Origin of the sequence: Amedibacterium intestinale (genome assembly GCF_010537335.1) — a bacterium.
Classification (GTDB): Bacteria; Bacillota_I; Bacilli_A; order Erysipelotrichales; family Erysipelotrichaceae; genus Amedibacterium; species Amedibacterium intestinale.
The window spans coordinates 1351821-1375180 of the sequence record NZ_AP019711.1 but is presented as its reverse complement, the minus strand read 5'-3'; the positions used below and the strand labels follow the sequence as shown (position 1 = coordinate 1375180).

Below are 23360 nucleotides of genomic sequence, written 5' to 3'. Positions count from 1 at the left end.
AAAACATTCTGCTTTCCTCTTCATTTATGAACTAGTTTATATCTAAATAGGATTCTATCAATACAAGAATAGAAAAACCTGTATCTTACACGAAAATAAGTCGAATGAAGTTAGGAAAGAATCTTCATATTGTATTGTAAGGAAGGAGACTTCGCATGGAAGGACCAATTATTAGTATTGATGTATCGAATGGATGCAGCCATTTCAGATGTTTCATCGATAGAAACAAAGCATTTGGGAAGGTACATAAGATCAAACACGATGTGGACGGATTTCAATATTTGCTGGATTGTATGGAAAGATTAAATGAAAAGACAAATGAAGAAGTATGTGTTGTATATGAAGCTACAGGAGTATATACAAAACCTTTGACCCGATTTTTGAACAAGCATAAGGTAAGACATTATATGGTAAATCCTCTTCAAGCTGCCAAGATGAGAAAAACAGACCTTCATAGCAAGAAAACAGACAAAAATGACCCTAACAGCATAGCTAAGGTTTATTACGACAAGGATCTATATGAATATGCAGATGAGGAACCAATCTATCATACCTTGCGAGTAATGAACCGTAATTATGAGGATCAGCTGGATCATTTAAGGAAATACAAAGTGACATTTCAAAATATATTGTGCATCGTATTTCCGGGATACGGCAGCTTATTTAAAAATCCTTACTGTGATATTGCCTTAGCAATTCTTAAAAAATATCCTCACCCTGATATGATAAGAAACAAGAAGCCGGAAACGGTTGCCAATTATATCGAAAAGCATACATGTCATCACAAGGATTCCTGTTTGAAATGGGCTGTTAAAGTCATAGAATATGCCAATAAGACATATCCAGGCTGTGATAAGGATGAAATAGAAGTAATTGAACTGCTGCGAATCATCAAAGAATTAGAAGTTTGTATCGCTTCATGTGATACCCAGTTAAATGAGATGGTTCAATTAGCAGAACAATTGCCGAATTATTTTCTTATCTTAAGCATAGATGGGATAGGACCAAATCTAGCTTGTCGTATACTAGCTGAGATAGGCGATATAAAACGTTTCGGTAATACAAAGCAGCTCATCTCATATGCAGGGATCGATCCACATATCAGTCAGTCTGGCGATGTAGATGGACTGCATCTATCCATTTCAAAAAAAGGAAACAAAAGGCTTCGTTGTTTACTCTATCTGGCAGTTACATGTAATCTTCGTCTAAAAAAAGAAAATGACCCAATCCAACAATTCTATAAAAAGAAAAAGCAGCAATCCGTCCCATTAAAACCGAAAGCTGCTCGTGTTGCATGTACCAATAAATTACTGCGAATAATTTATGGCATGTGCAATAATGGTTGTTCATATCAGAAATAACCATAGATATTATAAGTCAATATTTCAAAAAAATCGAGAGAACTCGATCTTTTTGTCATACATAAATTCATGTTATTCAAAAAATCAAAATTTCTTAAAATAATGCTTGATTTTTATTATCTAATTTTTGTTTATCGTTCTTTTAGTGAAAGCGTTTCCTTATTAAAAACCAATGCATTTTAATGTGATTTTAATATAGGAACCTTTTCTTTAACACTGTTTTAATTTTGCTTGTGCTAAGATAAAACACGTCAAAAATGACATTGAAGGAGGAACCTGTATGATGTTAGATGTGGCAATGATTGCGATGCTGGTAGCTGGATTTGGGCTAATGCGATTATTTGTCAATTGGAATGAAAAGCAAATCAATAAATAAGAGAGGGGATATTTGCACTATGTGGTTATTAGTTATTATGATTGCGGCACTTGCCGGATATTTGGTTTATGCATTGGTTAACCCTGAAAAATTTTAAATAGGAGGAAAGGGAGCTATGTTACAGATACTTTGTACTTTGCTTATCTTTATGGTGATTATATTCCCAATTGGAATGTATGTTTATCATATCACCACATATAAAAAAAGTTTTGCAGATCCAGTTTTTGATAGAGTAGATCATGTGATTTATAAAGTATTTCGAATTGATACTTCAAATATGAACTGGAAACAGTATGCATGTGCATTATTGTTAGTAAATGCATGTATGGTACTTGTTGGATATTTACTTTTACGTATACAATCTGTTTTATTCTTAAATCCAAATGGGATTGATAATATGGAACAGACATTATCTTTCAATACGATTATTTCCTTTATGACAAATACGAATTTACAACATTATTCTGGTGAATCCGGATTGACGTATTTATCACAGATGGTCGTTATTATTATGATGATGTTTACTTCAGCGGCTACAGGTTATGCGGCTTGCGTGGCAATGGTTAGAGGTTTGTTAGGAAAACCTATGGGAAACTTCTATGTTGATTTTACACGTATCACAACTCGTTTCTTGTTGCCGGCTGCATTTCTTGTTGGTTTGTTCCTTGTATTTCAGGGCGTACCACAAACATTAGCTGCGAATTTTACAGTCGAAACGATAGAAGGAAAATTACAGGATATTGCCAGCGGACCGATTGCGGCTCTTGAATCTATTAAGCATTTAGGAACAAATGGGGGAGGGTTCTTGGGAGCTAACTCATCAACTCCATTGGAAAATCCAACGATTTTGAGTGATCTTGTGGAATTATTCTCTATGATGGTATTGCCTGCTGCCTGTGTATTTACATTTGGTCATATGGCTTATGATAAAGCACAGGAAAGAAAAGCTTTAAGAAAAGATTCTTCTGCTATTGTATCTGATGAAAATAAAAAACGTGTTTGGCTAGGTAAGGAAGGACGTACAATTTTTGTTGCCATGGGGATATTATTCTTAATTGGTCTTGGTGTTTGTTACTGGGCAGAAAGTCAGGGAAATGCAGCTGTTGCAGCAAATGGCATTACACAAACATTGGGAAGCATGGAAGGAAAAGAAGTACGTTTTGGGGTTGCACAGTCTTCTTTATTTACAACTGTAACAACATCCTTTACAACAGGTACGGTTAATAACATGCATGATACGTTAACACCATTAGGCGGTATGGTTCCATTATTGCACATGATGTTAAATGTTGTCTTTGGCGGTGCTGGTGTTGGTTTGATGAACATGTTGATTTATGCAATTATCGCTGTATTTATTTGTGGATTGATGATTGGGCGTACACCAGAATATTTAGGAAAGAAAATTGAAGGAAAAGAAATGAAGCTTGCGGCTTTATGTATCATTATTCATCCTTTGCTGATTTTGGGATTCTCGGCAATTGCAGTAGCTTGTCAGGCAGGTTTAGAAGGTATTACAAATCCAGGATATCATGGCCTTTCTCAGGTATTGTATGAATTTGCATCATCTGCGGCAAACAATGGTTCAGGTTTTGAAGGTTTGGCAGATAATTCTTACTTCTGGAATATTACAACAGGTATGGCAATGTTTTTTGGAAGATATTTATCTATTATCATTCAGTTGGCAATTGCAGGAAGTTTATTTAATAAGATGGATATCAATGAATCGGTTGGTACATTAAAAACAAATACTTGGACATTTGCGATTGTTTTAGTCTTTGTTGTATATATCTTTGCGGCATTGACATTCTTGCCATCTTTGGCATTAGGTCCAATTGCGGAAGCATTAACGATTGGAATATAAAAGGAGGATACTGTCGTTATGAGTCGTGAAACAAAAACAAAATTTATTACAAAAGATATTCTTGGCTCCAGTATCAAAGGTGCTTTCCTAAAACTGAATCCAAAATATATGGTGAAAAATCCAGTTATGTTTGTCGTAGAGGTTGGATTTTTAATCAGTACCATATTGATCTTTTTCCCATCCTTATTCCATGATGAGGGAAACAATCTAAGTTTATATAATGCCTTTGTTGCGATTATCTTGTTTGTTACTTTATTATTCGCAAATTTTGCGGAATCAGTAGCAGAAGGACGTGGAAAAGCACAGGCAGAAACGTTAAAGAAAACCAAAAAGGATACGAAAGCTCGTTTAATCTTAGAAGATGGAAGTGAAAAAATCGTATCTGCTTCCGAACTAAAAAAAGGAGATATCGTACTTGTAAATACAGGAGAAATGATTCCCAATGATGGAGAAATCGTTGAAGGTATTGCCAGTATTGATGAATCTGCAATTACTGGTGAATCTGCTCCGGTATTAAAAGAAAGTGGTGGAGATTTTGCTTCTGTAACAGGTGGTACAACCGTTGTATCTGACTGGATCAAAGTAGAAATTACATCAGAACCGGGACATTCTTTCCTTGATAAGATGATTTCTTTGGTAGAAGGAGCTTCTCGTCAAAAAACACAAAATGAAGTTGCATTAAATACACTTCTTGTTTCTTTGACGATCATTTTCTTGATTGTTATTGTTACTTTATATCCTATTGCCAGCTATACAGGTGTGAAAATTCCTATTTCAACATTAATTGCTTTATCTGTTTGTTTAATTCCAACAACCATCGGTGCTTTGTTAAGTGCGATTGGAATAGCCGGTATGGATCGTGTTACACGTTTTAATGTCATCGCAATGAGTGGAAAAGCAGTAGAAGCTTGTGGTGATGTAGATACGATGATCTTGGATAAGACAGGGACAATTACATTTGGAAATCGTTTGGCTAGTGAATTTGTTCCAGTTGAAGGGGTAAGCAAAGAAGAATTGCGTGATGTGGCAATGCTTGCATCAATTAAAGATGATACACCTGAAGGAAAATCAACTGTAGAACTTGCGAAAAAACTTGGTGCTTCTATTCGTGAAGAAGATTATAATGATGCGACATTTGTGGAATTTAGTGCTTCTACGAAAATGAGTGGGCTGGATACAAAAGAACACATCATTCGTAAAGGTGCAGGAGATGCAATTTCTCAATATATTAAAGAAAAAGGTGGAAGTATCCCTGCTGATTTGAATGGAAAAGTAGATGAAATATCAAAATTGGGTGGTACACCCTTGATCGTATGTCTTGATGCTCGTATTCTTGGGGTAATTTATTTAAAAGATACGGTAAAACCAGGTCTTGTAGAACGTTTTGAAAGACTTCGTGCGATTGGTATTAAAACCATTATGTGTACTGGAGATAATCCATTAACAGCAGCAACGATTGCCGCAGAAGCAGGGGTAGATGGTTATATCGCAGAATGTAAACCGGAAGATAAAATTACGGCGATAAAAAAAGAACAGGCAGAAGGAAAAATTGTTGCGATGACTGGAGATGGAACAAACGATGCTCCTGCACTTGCACAGGCGGATGTAGGTTTGGCTATGAACAGTGGTACCTCTGCTGCAAAAGAAGCTGCCAACATGGTAGATTTGGACAGCGATCCTACGAAGATTTTGGAAGTTGTAGAAATTGGAAAACAATTGTTGATTACTCGTGGTTCTTTAACTACTTTCTCGATAGCCAATGATATTGCGAAATACTTTGCCATTATTCCAGCGATGTTTACAACAGCAATTCCAGAAATGGAAGTACTCAATATTATGAATTTAGCAAGTCCTGCCAGTGCGATTCTTTCTGCTTTGATTTTTAATGCTATTATTATTCCATTTTTAATTCCTCTGGCAATGAAAGGTGTAAAATATAAACCAATGAGTGCTGGAAAAATGTTAGGACGTAACATGATGATTTATGGACTTGGTGGTGTTATCTGTCCATTTATTGGAATTAAAATCATTGATTTGATCGTATCTCCATTATTATTGATGTTAGGTATGTAGGAGGATGAATTATGAAAAACTTTTTAAATCATTTTAAAACAGCATTTATATTTACGATTGCTATGCTTGTTCTATGCGGTCTTATATATCCATTGGCTTTAACAGGTGCATCTCAGCTTATCTTTCCAAAACAGGCAAATGGAAGCAAGCTGGAAGTAGATGGGAAAGTGGTAGGCGCAAAATTTGTTGGACAGGATTTTACAGATGAGCGATTATTCCACTGCAGACCTTCTGCGTATAATTACAATACGTATACAGAAGAACAAAAAGAAAATGGGGAATATAGTGGAGTCGCTAGTGGAAGTAACAACTATGCACCAAGCAATCCGGAATTAGAAAAAAGAATTGCAGAAGATGTAGAAAAATTTATGAAAGAAAATCCTACAGTAAAAAAAGAAGATATTCCAAGTGATATCGTAACAGCATCTGGTTCAGGATTAGATCCTCATATCTCTGTAGAAGCTGCCAATGTGCAGATTGATCGTGTTGTGAAAAACAGCAAACTTCCTAAAGAAAAAGTAGAAGAATTGATTAAAAATAATACAGATGGAAAAGTTTTCGGAATTTTTGGTGAAGATAAAGTGAATGTCGTTACCTTGAATTTAGAACTTGCACAGGAAATTGGGATGATGTAATAGAAAGAAAAAGCAAGAGTTTATAGGCTCCTGCTTTTTTATATAGTTTTTGATATAGGGGGTTGAATAAAAAAGTCAATGGATTAAAATGAAATTAACCAGATGAGTTAAAGGAGAAACGACCATGTATGAAAAATTTCTAGAACTTCCTGAAGAAAAGCAGGATAAAATAAGAAATGCAGGAATGGAATATTTTGGAAAATATGGATACAAGAAAGCCAATACACAGGATATTGCGGATAAAGCAGGGATATCGAAAGGGTTGCTGTTTTATTATTTTAAAAACAAAGAAAGTTTTTATTGTTATTTATGTGAATTTTGTGAAACCATTATGCGAAAAAGTATCTGTTATGAAGAATTTTCAAATATCCATGATTTTTTTGAATTATTTGATTATGGAGTGAAGGTGAAACTTGAACTTATTTCTCAATATCCTCATATTTATGAGTTTTCTTTGACGATGTTTCTTTCCAGCCAAAAGGAAGATACAGCATCCTCTTCGTTTGTTAATGAGATGATGGATACATCTTTTGAAGTCTATTTTAAGCATATGGATGTATCTTTATTTAAAGAAGAAATTGATCCAAAACAAATCTATCGTATGATGCTTTGGATGTCGGAAGGATATTTATTAGAAAAACAAAGAACAGGAAGTTCTTTCAGGTTGTTGACAAACTATATATTTTGAAAATATATAAAACCAATTTAAAAAAAGTGGTAGAAAGATTCCTTTTACTAGGTGATTTTTGGTAAATGATAGCTTAAAATCACCTGTTTTTTATACAAAAGTGGGGATAAAAAAAGACCGAATGACAAAGTCTGCTCAAAGAGCGACTTTGTCAACGGTCTGAAAGAACAGGAAGTTCTTTATCTTTTGAAGAAATGGTAGAAGATTTTAATGTATGGAAAGAAATGTTTAAAAAAATAAGTTATCGGGAGGAATATCTATGAAGATGATCGAAGTTGAACATTTAACAAAAGACTATGGAAATAAAAAGGGAATCTTTGATATTTCTTTTTCCTTGAAGAAAGGAGAAATCGTCGGCTTTATTGGTCCAAATGGAGCAGGGAAAACAACGACAATACGACATTTGATGGGGTTTATAAAACAGCAGCAGGGAAGTGCTAAAATCATGGGAATGGATTGTTTTCAAGAAGCCTTAGAGATTCAAAAACATGTTGGCTATCTTCCTGGAGAAATTTCTGTCATGGAACATATGAATGGATATGAGTTCATTCAATTTATTGCGGAAATGAAGCAGATAAAAGATTTTCAGCGTGCGCAGGAATTAATCGAATATTTGGAATTTGATCCAAAAGTAAAAATTCGAAAAATGTCGAAAGGAATGAAACAAAAAGTAGGACTGGTCATCGCTTTTATGCAGGATGCTCCCTTAATTTTATTAGATGAGCCGACAAGTGGATTAGATCCGCTTATGCAGCAAAAATTTGTTGAACTTATTCAAAGTGAACAAAAACGTGGAAAAACCATCCTTATGTCTTCGCATATTTTTGAAGAAATTGAACAAACTTGTGATCGAATATTGATGATCAAAGATGGAAGAATTGTAGCAGATGAAGATTTAAATAAAATGAAGCTTAATAGAAGCAAGCATTATGAGATTACATTTGCGAATGAGGAAGATGCACAGCAGTTTGCGAAAAGAATACCTGCTTGCAAACAGTTTTTTTGCAAGGTTACTTTCTTATGGAAAGGGGATGTAAATGTATTGCTGAAAGAGTTGTGTACATTTGATGTAAAAGATATGAATGCACGTTATCAAACATTGGAAGAAGTTTTTATTCAATATTATGGGGAGGATAGAAAATGAGCAAAGCATTATTTAAGATGGAAGTAAAAGCAAATTATAAATTATTTCTTTTATTTGCAGGAATACTTACCTTATATGTTTCTGTAATCAGTGCAATGTATGATCCAAAACTGGGGAATAGTTTAAATGAAATGGCACAAAGCATGCCAGAGTTGTTTGCGGCTTTTGGAATGAGCAATCCAGGAACAACCTTACTTGAATTTTTAATTACGTATTTATATGGCTTTCTTTTCTTGTTAATTCCTTTTCTTTTTACGGTGATTTTAAGTTATCGTTTGATCGCAAAGGATATTGATCAGGGTTCTATGGCATATTTATTAAATACAAGCTATAGTCGAAAACAAATATTTTTAACACAGTTATCTGTTCTTGTGCTGAGTGTGTTCGTATTGCTTTTGTATGCATGTTCATTAATTGTTGTTGGTTGTGAAGTCATGTTTCAAGGGGAATTAGAACTTCTGAAATTTCTTGTATTAAACATTGGTTTATTCTTCCTGCATTTGTTTCTTATTTCTTTATGTTATTTCTTTTCCTGTTTATGCAATGAGGCAAAGTATGCAATTGGTTTTGGTGCAGGGTTTGGAATTGTATTTTTCTTGTTGCAGATGCTGTCACAGGTAAATGATAAAATTGATTGGATGAAGTATCTTACACCATTTACACTTTTTCAGCCAGATGCTTTGATTCATTATGAAGCAAACGGATTTGCAGGTATTTTGATTTTTGCCTTTACATCAATTGTCTTTATGGTATTTACTCTTTATCGCTTTAAACAAAAAGATTTACATTTATAAATAAAAGCTTCCGTTTGTTCGCGGAAGCTTTTTAAATATCATCATGTCCAATAGATTCCACCCATTGAATACGCGTAATGGTTTCATTTTTCAGATTTTGCTGTTTCATGGAATCCATGGTTAGTGCGATTTCATTTAACATTGCCTTTAGTAAACCTTTCTCATATTGGGGAAGTTCTTCTTTATGCTGCATGGCGATACCGATAATCGCAAAGATATCATCTTTTTTTCGAATAGCTAGATATAATCCTTTTGCATGTGGCAGAGTACTTGTGGATGCACCTGCATTTTTATTGTTTTCTAATACCCATTTCGCAACGGCTGTTTCCTCCTTACTTGTATATAATGAATGAAGATCATCACTAATATGCTGTTCACTGTAAAGTGTGGGTTCTTGTAAAGTTTTATTTTTTACAGGGTAGTAAATAATGAGTCTTTTTAACATACGATGCAGCTGATAACAGGCTTCTTCTTTTACATCATCATATGTGTTGCACATTTGCAGTTTCTGGCTTGTTTCCAGCAGTACATCCATGCTGTGGGCATGAAGACTGGCTAAGATATTTTCTCTTTTTAATTTTCTAGTAAAATAAGATATTGTGAAAGATACTGCAATCATACATATAAAGATTAATGTATATTGGCTTGATGACATTTCAAAGGTAAAGCGTGGTTCAATAAAAAGAAAGTTAATGATCGTAACGCTGTAGATTGCGGCAAGAATACTGTAAATAGGATATAATGTTGTAACACCAATGACACAGGCAGCTAATACAAACAGCAAGATTGCATTCGTAGCATTTGGCTGAATTGTAAAAATACCATAGCTGGCAAGTGTTGTAAGAAGCAAAATAGAAATGGTGGATAAAGTCTCCTTTTTTGTAAAGTGTATATACGATTTCAAATCCAAAGACGAATGTGCAGAGGCTTTTGAACGTGCATCAGGAATGATATAAATTTCCAGGTCAGGAGATAATTGATTTAAACGATCAACAATCGTTGTTTTTTTGAAGATAGATGGTTTTTGATAAGAACGACCGATTACCAATTTTGATACACTGCTTGTTTTAACATATTGTGAGATTTGATAAGGGATATCATTTCCATAGGTAGAAACTATATCTGCTTCCAAATGACGTGCCAGTTTTAAATTGGATTGTAATTGTGCCATTGCTTTTTCAGACATGTGGGACTGCTGATCGGTTTCTACATACAAAGCCGTAAAATCAGCATGAAATGCCTGTGCCATGCGGGATGCGGTGCGTATGACTTTTTCATTTGTTGGAGAAGAACCAAGGCATACTAAGATATGGTCTTTGGCAAAGGTACGTGTATGTGGCGTGGCAATTAAGTTTACACGATCGGCACATCGCCTTAACGCAATGGAGCGCAAAGCAATCAAATTATCTTTCGCAAAAAAATGTTCCAAGGCACGTTTTGCTCGATTTTTTGGATAAATTTTTCCTTCTTCAAGACGAATAAGCAGATCATCTACTTCAATATCAACCAGTTTTACATCATCGGCATCATCAAAAATGTGATCAGGAATCCTTTCATTGACCTTTATTCTGGTGATGCTTTCTACGATATCATGCAGACTTTCCAAGTGCTGTACATTTACCGTTGTATAAACATCAATTCCTGCTCGTAAAAGCTCTTCAATATCACTGTATCTTTTTTCATGACGAGAACCAGAAATGTTTGTATGTGCCAATTCATCTACAAGAATTAACTGTGGATGCCGTTTTAGTGCACTGTCTAAATCGAATTCTTTAAAAGTATGTCCTTTATACTCTATTTGCTTTGTTGGAATTGTTTCCAAGCCATGTACCAGATCCATCGTTTCTTTACGATCATGTGGTTCAATATAACCAATGACAACATCAACTCCCTCTACATATTTTTGATGTGCCGTATTTAACATCATATAGGTTTTTCCAACACCTGCACAATATCCAAAAAAGATTTTTAATTTTCCTTTTCTTTTTTCCATTTAAAATGCATCCTTCTTTCTGCTTTTTATATTATTCTACTATGAAAATTCCATGAAAATAGAAATTAACCATGATTTTAATGCAATTTTAATATGAATATCTAAAGCAAATAAACAATTTTTGATAAAATAGATATATAGAAATAAAAAATGGAGAATGTTATGGAAAAGAATTTAGAAAATAACCACATACAGCATGTTCTTATATGTATATCTTCCTCGAAATTATCAAGAAAAACAATTTTGAGCGCTGCTGATCTAGCTATGCGAAATCACGCATGTTTATCAGCTATCTATGTAAAAAAGAATTCTTATTTTAATCGATTGAGTTTAAAGGAAAAACAGGAATTAGAGTGGAATCTTTCACAGGCAGAAAAAGAAGGAGCACAGGTTTTCTGCATATATGGGAAAGATGTTGTTACAGAGATCGCACATTTTGTAAAGAAAAACCAAGTGGATTGTGTTGTACTAGGAAATAGCCTGAAAAAAAGACATAGTTTTGTTGAAAGGGAATCGATTGCCAGCAAACTGGCAAAAAAAATACCAGATACAGATATTTATGTGCATAAACAAAGCAATGATGAAGAGAGTCTGCTTTTGAAAAAACAAAGGAAAGAATCTATACGAATCATAAAGGATGTTTTGCTTGCTTTTTTTATTTTAGCTTTTGTAACGCTTTGCGGCTTTTTTATGGAATCATGGGGATTTCGAGATATCAACATTATAATGATGTATATCGTTGGTGTTTTATTAACGGGAATTTTTACTTCTTCTATTTTATCGTCCTTTATTTGCTTTCTGTACAGCGGCATTGCAGTTTTTGCCTTTAATTATTTTTTTACAAGTCCTGTATGGACCTTCAAGGTATATGATAAAAGTTATATAGGAACATTTTTTGTAATGTTTATCACAGCGTTTCTGATTTCGTCAATTACGCATAAAATGAAAAATATGGCAAGTGTATTGTCCTTGAAAGCAAATCGAACAGAGTTATTGCTGGAGACAAGCCAAAAGCTTCAAAAAGCTGTTCACATGGAAGATGTCATGCAGAAAATGAGCTGGCAGATTTCCCATCTGCTAGAAAAAAACGTACTATATTTTATGGGAGATCCAAACCATTATGAACCTAAACAGTGTGTTTATCAAAAAAAAGCATTTCATCCTCTATCCTCTATAGAAATGCAGGCTGCGATTCAAGCCTATGAATTAAATCGACATACAGGATATGCTACAGATATATGCAAAGACTCTAGATATTTATTTTTAACCGTTCGCAATGGAGAAAAGATTTTTTCAATCGTAGGTATTGATATGGAGAAAGAACCTATTTCTTCCTTTGAAGAAGGAGTGCTGCTTGCGATGCTTTCTGAGTGTGCTTTAGCGATGGAAAAAGAAGAATTTGTTGCGAAACAAAATGATGCATTTACAAAATTGAAACAGGAACAGCTAAGAGCCAATCTTCTTCGTTCCATTTCTCATGATTTACGTACACCTTTGACAAGTATTTGTGGGAATGCTTCCGCATTGTTGTTGAATAGTAAAGAAATGAGTGAAGAACAAAGAATACGTATGTATACCGATATTCAGGAAGATAGTTTATGGCTTATTAATCTTGTTGAAAACTTATTGTCTGTAACAAGAATCGAAAATGGAACGATGCAGTTAAATTTTCAAACAGAAATTGTTTCTGATGTTGTAGAAGAAGCAATATCACATATTCGTACAAAACCAAAGCAGAAATTCCTTTATGAAGAACCGGATGAAATTTTGGCAGCGAAAATGGATGCCAGATTAATGATTCAGGTATTGACAAACCTATTAAATAATGCGGTAAAATATTCTTATGAGACATCTATCATCAATGTAAAAGTTTTTGCTTTGGGGGAAGAATGTGTAATTGAAGTCTGTGATGATGGGGCAGGCATTCGCGATGAAGAGAAAGAACATATATTTGATATGTTTTATTCTGCCCAGCGAAAAGTAGTAGATGGAAGAAGGGGTATGGGACTTGGACTTTCCTTATGTCGTTCCATAGTGTTGGCACATGATGGAAGAATAGAAGTTCATGACTGTAAACCGCATGGGGCAAAATTCCAGATTTATTTAAGAAAAGAGGAGATTACATTATGTTAAATAATCAAAAAGGTATTTTAGTAGTGGAGGATGATGCATCCATTCGAAATTTAATTACAACTACCTTACAGGCAAATGCTTATCATTATGAGGCGGCTGTAGATGGGAAAGGGGCTTTGCTTCTTGCGACGGCAAAGAAAATAGATATGATGCTTTTGGATTTGGGATTACCAGATATGGATGGGGTTGAAGTAATTCGTCAAATTCGCTCATTTTCCATGATGCCAATCATTGTAATTTCCGCAAGAAACGATGATCAGGATAAAATTGAAGCCCTGGATGCAGGAGCAGATGATTACTTAACAAAACCATTTTCTGTTGAAGAATTACTGGCACGCGTTCGCTCTACGCTTCGAAGAGCGGAATATCTGGAAAATCAAAATAATCTTGAAAATACTGTATTTGAAAATGGAAATTTAAAAATTGATTATACAAGTGCTACCGTTTATGTTGAAGGTGTGGAAATACACTTAATGCCGATTGAGTATCATCTTTTATGTCTGCTTTCTAAAAATGTTGGGAAAGTATTAACACATCAATATATTTTAGATAAGGTATGGACCAATGCGTTGGAAAGTGATTTATCATCTTTACGTGTGTATATGGCATCCTTAAGAAAAAAGATTGAAAAAGGAAATCATACAAATGAGCGATACATTCAAACACATATTGGAATAGGGTATCGAATGCTTCGCTTAAGAAAAGAGGATGAAAATAAATGAAACAAAAAGGAGTAAGGAAGCACTGGAATCTGATTGTCTCTATTCTTCAAAGTATTTTTTTGCTTATCGTGGCATCAGGAATTGGCTTATTGTTTCAAGCCTGGAATTTTAAGGAATCAAATATCGTTATTGTGTATTTGCTGGCGGTAGCTTTATCAGCGAAATATGGAAATGGACATGTAGCAGGTTTATTTTCTGCAGTAGCATCTACTTTTTTATTTAATTACTTTTTTACACAGCCATACTACAGTTTAAATGTTAATGAAGCAGGTTATCTTGTAACGTTTTTGATTATGACTTGTGTATCTTTTATTATTTCTACATTGACAGTTCAAATGAAACAAAGTGCAAAGATTGCACAAAAAAATGCGGATGAAAAACAGGTTTTACTAGAGCTTATGGTCGAATTGAATCATGCCAAGGATATGGAAGATGTCGCAAAACGCTCAATTGTTTCTTTTAATAAATATCTGCATATTGATGTAGGATGTATACATTTGGATGAACAGGGAGTTTTGAAAGATACCTATCTGAAAAAAAGTGAAACAGGTTTTGTATACAAAGAAATTGCAGAATATGATGACTTGTTTTTGTTTTTAAAAGATTATGATAAACCTTATTTTGTTACAGAGGGTTTTTATGAATTTTTAATTAAAGGAAGTAAAGAAGTTTTAGGTATTATGCGTATTCCTATACAAAACAGCTTTATACTTGATAACAATATTTTACAGGTATTAACTTCAATGCTGGATTGTATCGCTTTGGCGATGGAACGTATCCAGGCAGATGCAAAGCATTTGAAATTCAAAGAAGAGGCAAATGCGCAAAGATATCGTGCAAATCTTTTAAGAGCGATTTCTCATGATTTGAGAACACCGCTTGCAGGAATTATGGGAACATGTGAAATGTTGAAAAAGATGCTTGACGACAAAGAAAAAGAATATGAACTCACAGATGGTATTTATAAAGATGCACAATGGCTTTATAGCCTTGTGGAAAATATTTTAAGTCTTACTAAGCTGCAGGAAGGGAAAATGCAGATGAGTTGTCAAAGCGAGTCAATGGATGAAATTGTTGGTGTTGCCTTATATCAGTTTGAAAAGCGTTCAGAAAGAGAAGTAAAAGTACAGCTTCCAGATGATATTGTCATTGTTGATGCAGATGCAAAGCTGCTGGAACAGGTTATTTTAAATCTTTTGGATAATGCGAATAAGCATACACCAAAAGATAAATCGATTTCTATTTATGTGTCTTGCAGCAAAACAGAGGTAAAGGTATGTGTGGAAGATGAAGGAGAAGGAATTGCTGAACAGGATATTTCTAGAATTTTTGAAATGTTTTATACGACTTCCAGCAAGCATAGTGATGCATCTATGGGTATAGGACTTGGGTTAACTATATGTAAATCTATCATTGAAGCACATGGGGGAAATATCTATGCAGAAAACAGAGAAGATGGTGATGGGGCAAGATTTTCTTTTGTAATTCCAAGAAAGGAGAATGTTTATGTTGAATGAAATTCAACCTGTCATTTTAATTGTAGAGGATGATATTCAAATTCGAAATTTTATACGCTTTGCATTGGAAAATGAAAAGTATAAGGTTTTGACATCAGAAAATGCGGCACAGGCAATGAATGAAATCGTTAGCGAACCAATGGACTTGATTTTGCTGGATCTTGGACTTCCTGATGCAGATGGCATGGAAGTTATAAAAAAGGTTAGAGAGTTTTCGGATATTCCTATTATTGTTGTATCCGCAAGAGATCAAGATAAAGAAAAAGTAAAGGCACTGGATTATGGGGCAGATGATTATCTTGTAAAGCCATTTTCTGCTTCTGAACTTTTAGCAAGAATTCGTGTAGCTTTTCGACATCTGGAAAAAATTGGTAAAGAAGAAGTTATGCAAAATGGAAAAGTAGGAGAGCTGATGATTGATTTTTCTAAACATTTGGTATATTTAAAAGGGGAAGAGCTTCATGTAACACCAATGGAATATCGCCTTTTATCTGTATTCTTTAAAAATATAGGAAAAGTTCTAACAACGAGTTATATTATTCAGGAAGTTTATGGTAAAAATTATGGAAATGATACACAGGCACTGCGTGCTTTGATGGCGGCATTGCGTCGTAAGATTGAAGATAGTCCTGCCAGACCCCGCTATATCATGACAGAAATTGGTGTTGGGTATCGACTGGTTGATGAATAGGTAAAAAAGATTATGCTATGCTAGACATAATCTTTTTTTGAATTACTTATAAAGCTTTAGATAAGAAACACATATCTTTTCCTGATAATATCTACCTATATCCTTTTTTCTCACACAATTCTCACAAAGAGTTTTGACATCTCACACCCATCTCACAGGTTTCTTTATATAATATCTATGTAAAAAGAAAAGGAACTTTGAGGAGTGACATATATGAAAGATGAAATAACAGAACTTAGGGAATTATGTGCAGATATAAGGAAATTCATTCAAGAGGAACGCTTAAGTGAAGCAAAAGAAAAAATTGCATTGGGAATGGCACAGCATCCAGATGCAGGGATACCTCATAATTTGATGGGAATCGTAAAAGAAATAGAAAATGACAGGGTAGGAGCAATGAAACATTTTCGTTCAGCTTATGCGTTAGATCCCAAGAATACAAGTATTCGTAAAAATATTGATAGTCTTTGTGCATTTCGTCCTACAGGGAAAAAGCTTTTGTTTGGAGATGAAGATGATGAAAGGCAAAAAGGAAGCTACATTGTTGAATATGATGAACAGGGTATTGGACATATCGTAAGAAAGAGGGACTAGCAATGGAATTTAAAATAGGAAAAAAGAAAACAAAAGATTATACAGTTATTATTGGATGCGGCAGACTTGGTGCTTCTTTAGCCGGTACTTTATCAGATGAGGATAGAAATGTATTGATCATTGATGATCGAAAAGAATCCTTTCGCAAACTTCCTTCATCCTTTGGAGGATTAACGATTTTAGGAGATGGAACTGATATTGAAGTGCTAAAGGATGCAAAGGTACAGGAAGCAAGTGCAGTCATAATTGTAACAGACAATGACAATACAAATATTCTAGCGGCTCAGCTTGTAAAAAAATGGTTCCATTGTGAAAAAGTAATTATGCGTTTATATGATTCTCACAGGGAATTTATTTGTCAGGATATGGGAATTCATGTTGTGTGTCCTGCATTGTTGACTATGTTTGAAGTAGGAAAGATTCTACATGAAGAGAAGGGAATGGATACAAAATGAAGAAGCGAATTATCTTGATAGGAGGATTTCACAAGGCACGTTCCTTGGCTTATTCTTTGATTCAGAAAGGGTTTGAAGTTACTGCGATTAATGCGGATTATCAAAATTGTCAGATTTTAGCGGAAATCAATGATTTGCATGTTGTATATGGGGATGGCACAAAGCCTTATGTATTAGAGGATGCAGATATATGGAATGCAGATATAGCAATTGCTTTGACTCAAAGAGATGACAGCAATCTTGTTGTATGTGAACTTTGTAAAAAGCTATTTCATGTAAAACGTACAGTTTCTATTGTAAGTGATTCTAGGAAATCTAAGTTTTTCTATGAAATGGGTATTGATTCTGTTGTTTGTACGACACAAGCTATTACCGGTATTATAGAACAGCAGGCATTTGTGGAAAATATTGCGATGACGATTCCTTTATCCAGTGATGATGTAGTTATCAGTGAGATTATAATCACAAAAGAGTCTGAAGCAGCAGGGAAAAGTATACAGGATTTGCATTTGCCTGATGGTGTTATTATTGGATGCATTTTACGTAATGGAAAAAGTATTGTACCAAAAGGAAATACTTGTATTTTCGAACATGATAATATCGTGCTGATTGCGGCAAAAGATAAAGAACGGAAAGCTATGCAGATTCTAAATGGAAGTGAGAACTTATGAAATTAGCATTTAAATATGGGAATCACTATGGGAAATTAGCGGTAATCATTGGTGTTTTAATAGCAGTTCCTATCCTGATTCTTCCTTTTTATCCTGATGAAGTTAAGTATATTCCATCGTTTTTAATTCCTTCCATTCTTTCCATTGTATTTGGTTTTTTCTTATGCAAGTATCTTCATGTAAAACAATCGCAAGGTGGATTTCGAGATAATTTAAGAGTTGGCAGTTTTGCCGTATTGTTTGCATGGGTTTATGGTATTACTATGGGAGCTTTGCCTTTTGTACTTTCTGGCTTGCTAAATCCAATTCAGGCTGTTTTTGAAGCAGTTAGCGGATGGACGACAACTGGCCTTTCGGTTATGGATGTAGAAGCAACTCCTTATATTTTTCTTTTTCACAGGGGATTTATGCAATTTTGCGGTGGACTTGGTTTTCTTATGATGATGATTATTTTTGTACAGGGGAAACAGGCCATGGCATTGTATAGTGCGGAAGGTCATCCGGATAAACTGTTGCCAAATATACGAAAAACGGCACAGACGATTTGTATAATGTATTGTGGCTTTTTGGTAGTTGGAGTACTAATGTATCTAGTATGTGGAATGAATTTGTTTGATAGTATCATTCATACGATGTGTTCCTTGTCAACTGGAGGTTTTTCTACAAGAGCTGATAGTATCGGATATTATGACAGTCCTGCAATAGAGGCTGTGACAATTGTCCAGATGCTGGTAGGAACAACGAATTTTGCGGCACTGCTACTTTTGACGAAAGGAAAAATCATGCAATTTATAAAAGTAAGTGAAGTACGCTTCCTTTTTATGCTTTTAATTGTCTTTGTTCCTGTTACGGCTTTTATTTTGACATATGGGTTGTATGTTAATCTGGCAGAAGGTCTTCGTCTTTCTTTATTTAATATTGTTTCCGCTTTATCAACAACCGGTTATTCAACAATGCCTTACCAGGATTGGCCACAGGCAGCTCTTGGAATCATGATCATAATGATGCTGATTGGTGGAGGAATTGGTTCTACAGCAGGAGGATTAAAACTGACACGTATTTATATCATGCTTCGCTCAACCATAGATGATATAAGGATGCGATTAAAACCTGCTCGTTCCATTCGAAAGATAACTTATATAACAGCCCATGGAAAAGAAGAGGTAGATGATCGTTTGCTTAAAAATACAAGTAGTTTTTTCGTTTGTTATCTGGTTTTGTTTTGTATTGGAACTATTGCGGTGTCTATAACAGCAAATTGCGATTTAACATCTGCGATGTTTGATTTTGCCTCAAGTCTTGGTACCGTAGGACTTTCTATTGGAATTACAGGACCTGCAACCAATATGGCTACATTAATCGTTGAAATTATTGGTATGTTTATGGGAAGGCTTGAAATATTTATTGTGTTTATTGGTGTGCATGAATTATATAGTTATGCTCGAAGTTTTATACGTTTGAAATGGAAGAAATAAGTTTTAGAAAGGAAGAAGACTTAGGAATGGAAGTGTTTCTTCCTTTTTTTTAAGATTATAAAATTTTTACGGATAGAAGAAGAAAGAAATAAAAAAATCAAAAAAGTTTAGCACTCCTATTGCATAAGTGCTAGAAAGGTGTATAATAACCTTGTTAGCAATCATAAGCTAAGAGTGCTAATGCTTAAAGGAGGAATCTAATATGTTAAAGCCGTTACACAAAAATGTGATTTTGAAAAAAGAAAAAGAGGAAAAAGAAACAACAACAGCAAGTGGTATTATTTTAACTGATAATGGAAAAAATAAACCAAGCTATGCAGTCGTAGTGGCTATTGGGCCTGACTGTAAAGCAGATGTACAAGTGAATGATAAAGTAGTTTATAAAGAATATTCAGGTACAAAAGTTACTTTGGATGATGAAGAATATATTATTTTAGAAGATGAAGATATTTTAGCTGTATTAGCTTAACGAGGAGGAATGGATATGGCAAAAGAAGTACGTTTTTCTAAAGATGCAAGAAATGCAATGTTAAAAGGAGTTAATACTTTGGCAGATGCTGTACGTGTTACTCTTGGACCTAAAGGTCGTAATGTTGTATTGGAAAAAGAATATGGGTCACCACTTATTACCAATGATGGGGTATCAATCGCAAAAGAAATTGAATTAGAAGATAAATTTGAAAATATGGGCGCAAAACTTGTATATGAGGTTGCGAATAAAACAAATGATACAGCTGGTGATGGAACAACGACAGCTACGATTTTGGCACAAAGCATGATTTCTAATGGACTTCGTCAAGTTGAAAAAGGAACAAATCCAGTTTTGATGCGAGAAGGTATTGAGTTTGCCAGTAAAGAAGTCGCAAATCATATTTTAAATAAGAGCCGCAAAGTGGAAACCAATACAGATATTGCCAGTGTTGCAGGTATTTCCAGCGGTAATAAAGAAATCGGTGAGATTATTGCGAAAGCAATGGATAAAGTAGGAAGAAATGGTGTAATATCTGTTGATGAATCAAATGGCTTTGATACAGAACTAGAAATCAGTGAAGGTATGCAGTTTGATAAAGGGTATGTTTCCCCTTATATGGTAAGTAATCATGAAAAGATGGAAGCTGAACTTGAAAATGCATATGTTCTTGTAACGGATCAGAAAATCAATAATATTCAGGAAGTTTTACCTTTACTGGAACAGGTTGTACAGGCTAACAAGCCATTGTTGATGATTGCCGATGATGTTGAAAATGAAGTTACTTCTACATTGGTAGTTAATAAACTTCGTGGAACATTTAATGTTGTTGCTACAAAAGCTCCAGGCTTTGGTGATAATCAAAAAGATATTTTAAATGATATCGCAATTTTAACTGGTGCAGTTTTCTATTCTAAAGATTTAAATATGGATCTAAAAGAAATGAAACTGGAAGAATTAGGATGTGTGAAAAAAGCAGTTATTACCAAAGATAATACAACTTTAATTGGTGGAAATGGTGATAGTGATAAAATTCAGGCACGTATCAATGAAATTCAGGCGCAAATGGATAACTGCAAGAGTGATTATGACAAGAAACGTTATGCTGAACGTTTAGGAAAACTAAGCAATGGAGTAGCTATTATTAAAGTAGGTGCTGCCACAGAAAGTGAATTAAAAGAAAAGAAACTTCGTATTGAAGATGCATTAAATGCAACTCGTGCAGCGGTATCTGAAGGTATTGTCATCGGTGGAGGAGCAGCTTTGGTAGAAGCTTATGTTGCCTTAAAAGATGAACTAAAATCTGATGTTGTAGATGTACAAAAAGGTATTAAAGTTGTTATGGATGCATTGCTTGCACCAATTGCACAGATTGCAGAAAATGCTGGATACAATGCGGAAGATATCGTGGACCAGCAAAAACATGCAGAAGAAAATGTTGGATTTGATGCGAAAGTTGGAGAATGGGTCAATATGTTTGAAAAAGGAATTATTGATCCAACCAAAGTTACAAGAAGCGCATTGTTAAATGCCGCAAGTATTTCTGCTTTATTCTTAACAACTGAAGCAGGTGTTGCATCTATGAAAGAAAAAGAAGCACCACTTCCTCCAATGCCACAAGGTGGAATGTACTAATCATAAATAAATTAAACAAACTTGCAGTAAGGTATATGCATTGAAACCTTGCTGTGAGTTTTTATTTATGTATGAGCATAATGTTTGCCAAATATAACTATTTTTGCTATTCTATATGTGTAAAATAAATGGAGGTAATACTTATGAAAATATATTATGCATCAAGAATGGGAAAAGTTGAAAAACTAGCAAAAATGGTTTCAGAAGAAGCTATTAAGATAGAAACAGCAGATTTAGAGGTAAACGAAGATTTCGTTCTATTTACATATACAGATGGACATGGAATCGTACCTGCAATCGTAGAAGAATTTTTGAAAAATACACATGCACATCTAAAAGGTGTTGTTGTTTCGGGTAGTATGGAACGTCATGCGGATACTTACTGTTTTGCAGGAGATATCATCGCTAAAGAATACAATGTTCCATGCTTATACAAAGTAGATGGAGCAGGAACACAGGAAGATGTAACCGCAATTCAGGAATTGCTTTCTAAATAAATATAGTTAGTTAGACCGCTATGAAATAAGTAGCGGTTTTTTTATGGAACGAATGCTAGTTGACAAGAATATTACATAAGAGTAGTATGAAATTAGAGGAAGGATTACTTAGCAAAGGAGTGAGCAAAATGTCAAAAAGTTATAAGAAATTAAATAAGAAATGGGTCGCTAAACAAGAAGAACTCCAAGATAGTTTACGTCGATTTAAAGGTGAATTTATAATTGCTGGAATAGGTTTTTTGATAATTGTTCTTTTTGTTATTGCAGAATTTTTCTATTAACTGTATACACGATGAAAAGAAATCGCAAGGAAAAAAGATAATTTTGATCAGCGGGATTGCTGTATCTTTGGATTCATGTTGTCAAAGAGTGTTTATAAAAGAAAGGGTGAAGAAGATGATCTTAGTAAATACGGATTATATTTCAGGTAAAACATTTGAAATGCTGGGATTGGTAAAAGGAAGTACAATTCAAACAAAAAATATAGGAAAGGATATTAGTCAAGGACTAAAAACACTTATTGGCGGTGAACTTAAAGCTTATAATGAAATGATGAATGAGGCAAGAGCACTGGCAACAAACAGAATGGTTGAAGAGGCAGAAAATCTAGGAGCTGATGCAGTTGTGAATATCCGATATGCTTCCAGTGCTATCATGGGTGGTGCAGCCGAAGTCATTGCTTATGGTACAGCTGTAAGATTTATAGAATCAAAATAAGAGAAAATGCACTTGATTCTTGTAAAAGATGAGAGTGCTTTTTTAAATTTATATAATTTTTTTGAACTTGTTTAGATTTTTTTTAGAAATGAATTATAAAATAATTGTGTAAAGTAGAAAAATGCTTCTATAAAGGCGGTGAAATGTATGGAAAGGGTAATGTTATATTTAAATAGAAATATACGTTATATAAAAAGTAATGTATTTTATAAAAGGGGTATGCGAATTGAGGGAACACCTTCGTTAGATGCAACGGACTTGAAACAAGGTATATCTACTTTTAAAATTAAAAATTTTGTTATAAAAAATTTGCACTATGATCGAACATACTCTATATTATCTTTAATTATCATATTTTTTGCTATGTCTTTTTTAGGGTGAATCTGGGAAGTTGGATTGCATCTTTTTAGATATCAGGAATTTGTAAACAGAGGTATTTTGCATGGTCCATGGCTGCCTATTTATGGAAGTGGAAGTATTTTGATATTGATATTACTAAAGAAATTTCGTAAAAAGCCTTTTATTGAATTTTTGAGTGCCATGCTTGTATGTGGTGTTGTAGAATATGGTGCATCGTATGTATTGGAACGTATGCATAATGGTGTAAGATGGTGGGATTACAGTGATTATTTTTTGAATCTTCATGGAAGAATTTGCGCAGAAGGTCTGCTTGCTTTTGGTTTGGGAAGCTTGTTTATTGTTTACTTTCTTGCTCCTTGTATTGATAATCTTCTTCATAAGATATCAAAAAAGGTGCTGATTATGGTATGTCTATCCTTTTTATGTATATATGGAGCAGATCAAATCTATTCTTTATCGAACCCAAATATGGGAGAAGGAATAAGTGTGAAGAGGTGAT

At 34.3% G+C, this 23360-nt stretch carries 23 protein-coding genes; 22 read left to right on the top strand and 1 reads right to left on the bottom strand.

All coding sequences use genetic code 11. The features are described from left to right. The first annotated feature begins 155 nt into the window (after nucleotides 1-155). From A9CBEGH2_RS07010 to A9CBEGH2_RS06975, 8 genes are all read left to right on the top strand, one after another. Entirely contained in the window at nucleotides 156-1361 is a 1206-nt protein-coding gene (locus A9CBEGH2_RS07010) for an IS110 family RNA-guided transposase (RefSeq protein WP_163104475.1), read from the top strand. Between the two features lie 353 nt (nucleotides 1362-1714). Continuing rightward, entirely contained in the window at nucleotides 1715-1834 is a 120-nt protein-coding gene (gene kdpF / locus A9CBEGH2_RS12690; protein ID WP_194240409.1) for a K(+)-transporting ATPase subunit F, read from the top strand. A gap of 18 nt (nucleotides 1835-1852) precedes the next feature. Then, entirely contained in the window at nucleotides 1853-3598 is a 1746-nt protein-coding gene (locus A9CBEGH2_RS07000) for a potassium-transporting ATPase subunit KdpA (RefSeq protein WP_163104473.1), read from the top strand. An 18-nt stretch (nucleotides 3599-3616) separates the two neighbouring features. Then, nucleotides 3617-5671: a potassium-transporting ATPase subunit KdpB gene (gene kdpB / locus A9CBEGH2_RS06995; RefSeq protein WP_163104472.1), complete on the top strand. Its 2055-nt coding sequence runs from the start codon at nucleotides 3617-3619 to the stop codon at nucleotides 5669-5671. An 11-nt stretch (nucleotides 5672-5682) separates the two neighbouring features. Further along, complete coding sequence (kdpC, locus tag A9CBEGH2_RS06990) at nucleotides 5683-6306, top strand: potassium-transporting ATPase subunit KdpC (protein WP_163104471.1); 624 nt, start codon at nucleotides 5683-5685, stop codon at nucleotides 6304-6306. Between the two features lie 124 nt (nucleotides 6307-6430). Further along, nucleotides 6431-6994, top strand: coding sequence for a TetR/AcrR family transcriptional regulator (locus tag A9CBEGH2_RS06985; protein ID WP_163104469.1), 564 nt, complete (start codon nucleotides 6431-6433; stop codon nucleotides 6992-6994). A gap of 259 nt (nucleotides 6995-7253) precedes the next feature. After that, nucleotides 7254-8138 (top strand): ABC transporter ATP-binding protein, encoded by an 885-nt coding sequence (locus A9CBEGH2_RS06980; RefSeq protein WP_118277336.1) that lies wholly within the window; start codon nucleotides 7254-7256, stop codon nucleotides 8136-8138. Next, complete coding sequence (locus A9CBEGH2_RS06975; RefSeq protein WP_118277335.1) at nucleotides 8135-8932, top strand: ABC transporter permease subunit; 798 nt, start codon at nucleotides 8135-8137, stop codon at nucleotides 8930-8932. Before A9CBEGH2_RS06980 ends, A9CBEGH2_RS06975 begins: the two co-directional genes overlap by 4 nt. A 31-nt stretch (nucleotides 8933-8963) precedes the next feature. On the opposite strand, the gene A9CBEGH2_RS06970 is transcribed toward A9CBEGH2_RS06975, so the two are convergent. Continuing rightward, entirely contained in the window at nucleotides 8964-10925 is a 1962-nt protein-coding gene (locus tag A9CBEGH2_RS06970; RefSeq protein WP_118277334.1) for a DUF4118 domain-containing protein, read from the bottom strand. Nucleotides 10926-11087: 162 nt separating this feature from the next. Between A9CBEGH2_RS06970 and A9CBEGH2_RS06965 the strand changes: the two genes are divergently transcribed. The 14 genes from A9CBEGH2_RS06965 to A9CBEGH2_RS06900 all read left to right on the top strand — a co-directional run bounded on the left by A9CBEGH2_RS06965 (nucleotide 11088) and on the right by A9CBEGH2_RS06900 (nucleotide 23359). Beyond that, entirely contained in the window at nucleotides 11088-13058 is a 1971-nt protein-coding gene (locus tag A9CBEGH2_RS06965; protein WP_163104467.1) for an ATP-binding protein, read from the top strand. Continuing rightward, nucleotides 13052-13780 carry a response regulator transcription factor gene (locus tag A9CBEGH2_RS06960; protein ID WP_174766921.1) on the top strand — a complete coding sequence of 243 codons (729 nt, stop codon included), beginning with the start codon at nucleotides 13052-13054 and terminating at the stop codon, nucleotides 13778-13780. Before A9CBEGH2_RS06965 ends, A9CBEGH2_RS06960 begins: the two co-directional genes overlap by 7 nt. Next, nucleotides 13777-15297: an ATP-binding protein gene (locus A9CBEGH2_RS06955; protein WP_115715505.1), complete on the top strand. Its 1521-nt coding sequence runs from the start codon at nucleotides 13777-13779 to the stop codon at nucleotides 15295-15297. Before A9CBEGH2_RS06960 ends, A9CBEGH2_RS06955 begins: the two co-directional genes overlap by 4 nt. Then, complete coding sequence (locus A9CBEGH2_RS06950; protein ID WP_118277332.1) at nucleotides 15287-15988, top strand: response regulator; 702 nt, start codon at nucleotides 15287-15289, stop codon at nucleotides 15986-15988. Before A9CBEGH2_RS06955 ends, A9CBEGH2_RS06950 begins: the two co-directional genes overlap by 11 nt. Before the next feature lie 213 nt (nucleotides 15989-16201). Further along, nucleotides 16202-16582: a tetratricopeptide repeat protein gene (locus A9CBEGH2_RS06945; RefSeq protein ID WP_118362143.1), complete on the top strand. Its 381-nt coding sequence runs from the start codon at nucleotides 16202-16204 to the stop codon at nucleotides 16580-16582. A gap of 2 nt (nucleotides 16583-16584) precedes the next feature. Beyond that, the gene (locus A9CBEGH2_RS06940; protein WP_115715501.1) at nucleotides 16585-17037 is read left to right on the top strand and encodes a potassium channel family protein; all 453 of its coding nucleotides are present in this window, start codon (nucleotides 16585-16587) and stop codon (nucleotides 17035-17037) included. Beyond that, the gene (locus tag A9CBEGH2_RS06935; RefSeq protein WP_115715500.1) at nucleotides 17034-17708 is read left to right on the top strand and encodes a potassium channel family protein; all 675 of its coding nucleotides are present in this window, start codon (nucleotides 17034-17036) and stop codon (nucleotides 17706-17708) included. Before A9CBEGH2_RS06940 ends, A9CBEGH2_RS06935 begins: the two co-directional genes overlap by 4 nt. After that, the gene (locus A9CBEGH2_RS06930) at nucleotides 17705-19183 is read left to right on the top strand and encodes a TrkH family potassium uptake protein (RefSeq protein WP_118277330.1); all 1479 of its coding nucleotides are present in this window, start codon (nucleotides 17705-17707) and stop codon (nucleotides 19181-19183) included. The genes A9CBEGH2_RS06935 and A9CBEGH2_RS06930 overlap by 4 nt, the downstream gene beginning before the upstream one ends. Nucleotides 19184-19385: 202 nt before the next feature. Further along, the gene (locus A9CBEGH2_RS06925; protein ID WP_115715498.1) at nucleotides 19386-19652 is read left to right on the top strand and encodes a co-chaperone GroES; all 267 of its coding nucleotides are present in this window, start codon (nucleotides 19386-19388) and stop codon (nucleotides 19650-19652) included. A 15-nt stretch (nucleotides 19653-19667) separates the two neighbouring features. Then, on the top strand, nucleotides 19668-21287 hold the full coding sequence (gene groL, locus A9CBEGH2_RS06920) for a chaperonin GroEL (protein WP_115715497.1): 1620 nt from the start codon (nucleotides 19668-19670) through the stop codon (nucleotides 21285-21287). Nucleotides 21288-21430: 143 nt separating this feature from the next. Beyond that, nucleotides 21431-21784 carry a class Ib ribonucleoside-diphosphate reductase assembly flavoprotein NrdI gene (nrdI, locus tag A9CBEGH2_RS06915; protein WP_118362142.1) on the top strand — a complete coding sequence of 118 codons (354 nt, stop codon included), beginning with the start codon at nucleotides 21431-21433 and terminating at the stop codon, nucleotides 21782-21784. Between the two features lie 128 nt (nucleotides 21785-21912). After that, the gene (locus A9CBEGH2_RS06910) at nucleotides 21913-22065 is read left to right on the top strand and encodes a hypothetical protein (protein WP_157964956.1); all 153 of its coding nucleotides are present in this window, start codon (nucleotides 21913-21915) and stop codon (nucleotides 22063-22065) included. A gap of 115 nt (nucleotides 22066-22180) precedes the next feature. Then, nucleotides 22181-22501: a YbjQ family protein gene (locus tag A9CBEGH2_RS06905; protein WP_115716091.1), complete on the top strand. Its 321-nt coding sequence runs from the start codon at nucleotides 22181-22183 to the stop codon at nucleotides 22499-22501. A gap of 396 nt (nucleotides 22502-22897) precedes the next feature. Beyond that, entirely contained in the window at nucleotides 22898-23359 is a 462-nt protein-coding gene (locus A9CBEGH2_RS06900; RefSeq protein ID WP_163104465.1) for a putative ABC transporter permease, read from the top strand. The last annotated feature ends 1 nt before the right edge of the window (nucleotide 23360 follow it).

Excerpts from the sequence above, each read along its gene's own strand:
- A9CBEGH2_RS07010 (WP_163104475.1), top strand. The coding sequence starts at position 156 with ATGGAAGGACCAATTATTAGTATTGATGTATCGAATGGATGCAGCCAT.
- kdpF (WP_194240409.1), top strand. The coding sequence starts at position 1,715 with ATGAAAAGCAAATCAATAAATAAGAGAGGGGATATTTGCACTATGTGG.
- A9CBEGH2_RS07000 (WP_163104473.1), top strand. The coding sequence starts at position 1,853 with ATGTTACAGATACTTTGTACTTTGCTTATCTTTATGGTGATTATATTC.
- kdpB (WP_163104472.1), top strand. The coding sequence starts at position 3,617 with ATGAGTCGTGAAACAAAAACAAAATTTATTACAAAAGATATTCTTGGC.
- kdpC (WP_163104471.1), top strand. The coding sequence starts at position 5,683 with ATGAAAAACTTTTTAAATCATTTTAAAACAGCATTTATATTTACGATT.
- A9CBEGH2_RS06985 (WP_163104469.1), top strand. The coding sequence starts at position 6,431 with ATGTATGAAAAATTTCTAGAACTTCCTGAAGAAAAGCAGGATAAAATA.
- A9CBEGH2_RS06980 (WP_118277336.1), top strand. The coding sequence starts at position 7,254 with ATGAAGATGATCGAAGTTGAACATTTAACAAAAGACTATGGAAATAAA.
- A9CBEGH2_RS06975 (WP_118277335.1), top strand. The coding sequence starts at position 8,135 with ATGAGCAAAGCATTATTTAAGATGGAAGTAAAAGCAAATTATAAATTA.
- A9CBEGH2_RS06970 (WP_118277334.1), bottom strand. The coding sequence starts at position 10,925 with ATGGAAAAAAGAAAAGGAAAATTAAAAATCTTTTTTGGATATTGTGCA.
- A9CBEGH2_RS06965 (WP_163104467.1), top strand. The coding sequence starts at position 11,088 with ATGGAAAAGAATTTAGAAAATAACCACATACAGCATGTTCTTATATGT.
- A9CBEGH2_RS06960 (WP_174766921.1), top strand. The coding sequence starts at position 13,052 with ATGTTAAATAATCAAAAAGGTATTTTAGTAGTGGAGGATGATGCATCC.
- A9CBEGH2_RS06955 (WP_115715505.1), top strand. The coding sequence starts at position 13,777 with ATGAAACAAAAAGGAGTAAGGAAGCACTGGAATCTGATTGTCTCTATT.
- A9CBEGH2_RS06950 (WP_118277332.1), top strand. The coding sequence starts at position 15,287 with ATGTTGAATGAAATTCAACCTGTCATTTTAATTGTAGAGGATGATATT.
- A9CBEGH2_RS06945 (WP_118362143.1), top strand. The coding sequence starts at position 16,202 with ATGAAAGATGAAATAACAGAACTTAGGGAATTATGTGCAGATATAAGG.
- A9CBEGH2_RS06940 (WP_115715501.1), top strand. The coding sequence starts at position 16,585 with ATGGAATTTAAAATAGGAAAAAAGAAAACAAAAGATTATACAGTTATT.
- A9CBEGH2_RS06935 (WP_115715500.1), top strand. The coding sequence starts at position 17,034 with ATGAAGAAGCGAATTATCTTGATAGGAGGATTTCACAAGGCACGTTCC.
- A9CBEGH2_RS06930 (WP_118277330.1), top strand. The coding sequence starts at position 17,705 with ATGAAATTAGCATTTAAATATGGGAATCACTATGGGAAATTAGCGGTA.
- A9CBEGH2_RS06925 (WP_115715498.1), top strand. The coding sequence starts at position 19,386 with ATGTTAAAGCCGTTACACAAAAATGTGATTTTGAAAAAAGAAAAAGAG.
- groL (WP_115715497.1), top strand. The coding sequence starts at position 19,668 with ATGGCAAAAGAAGTACGTTTTTCTAAAGATGCAAGAAATGCAATGTTA.
- nrdI (WP_118362142.1), top strand. The coding sequence starts at position 21,431 with ATGAAAATATATTATGCATCAAGAATGGGAAAAGTTGAAAAACTAGCA.
- A9CBEGH2_RS06910 (WP_157964956.1), top strand. The coding sequence starts at position 21,913 with ATGTCAAAAAGTTATAAGAAATTAAATAAGAAATGGGTCGCTAAACAA.
- A9CBEGH2_RS06905 (WP_115716091.1), top strand. The coding sequence starts at position 22,181 with ATGATCTTAGTAAATACGGATTATATTTCAGGTAAAACATTTGAAATG.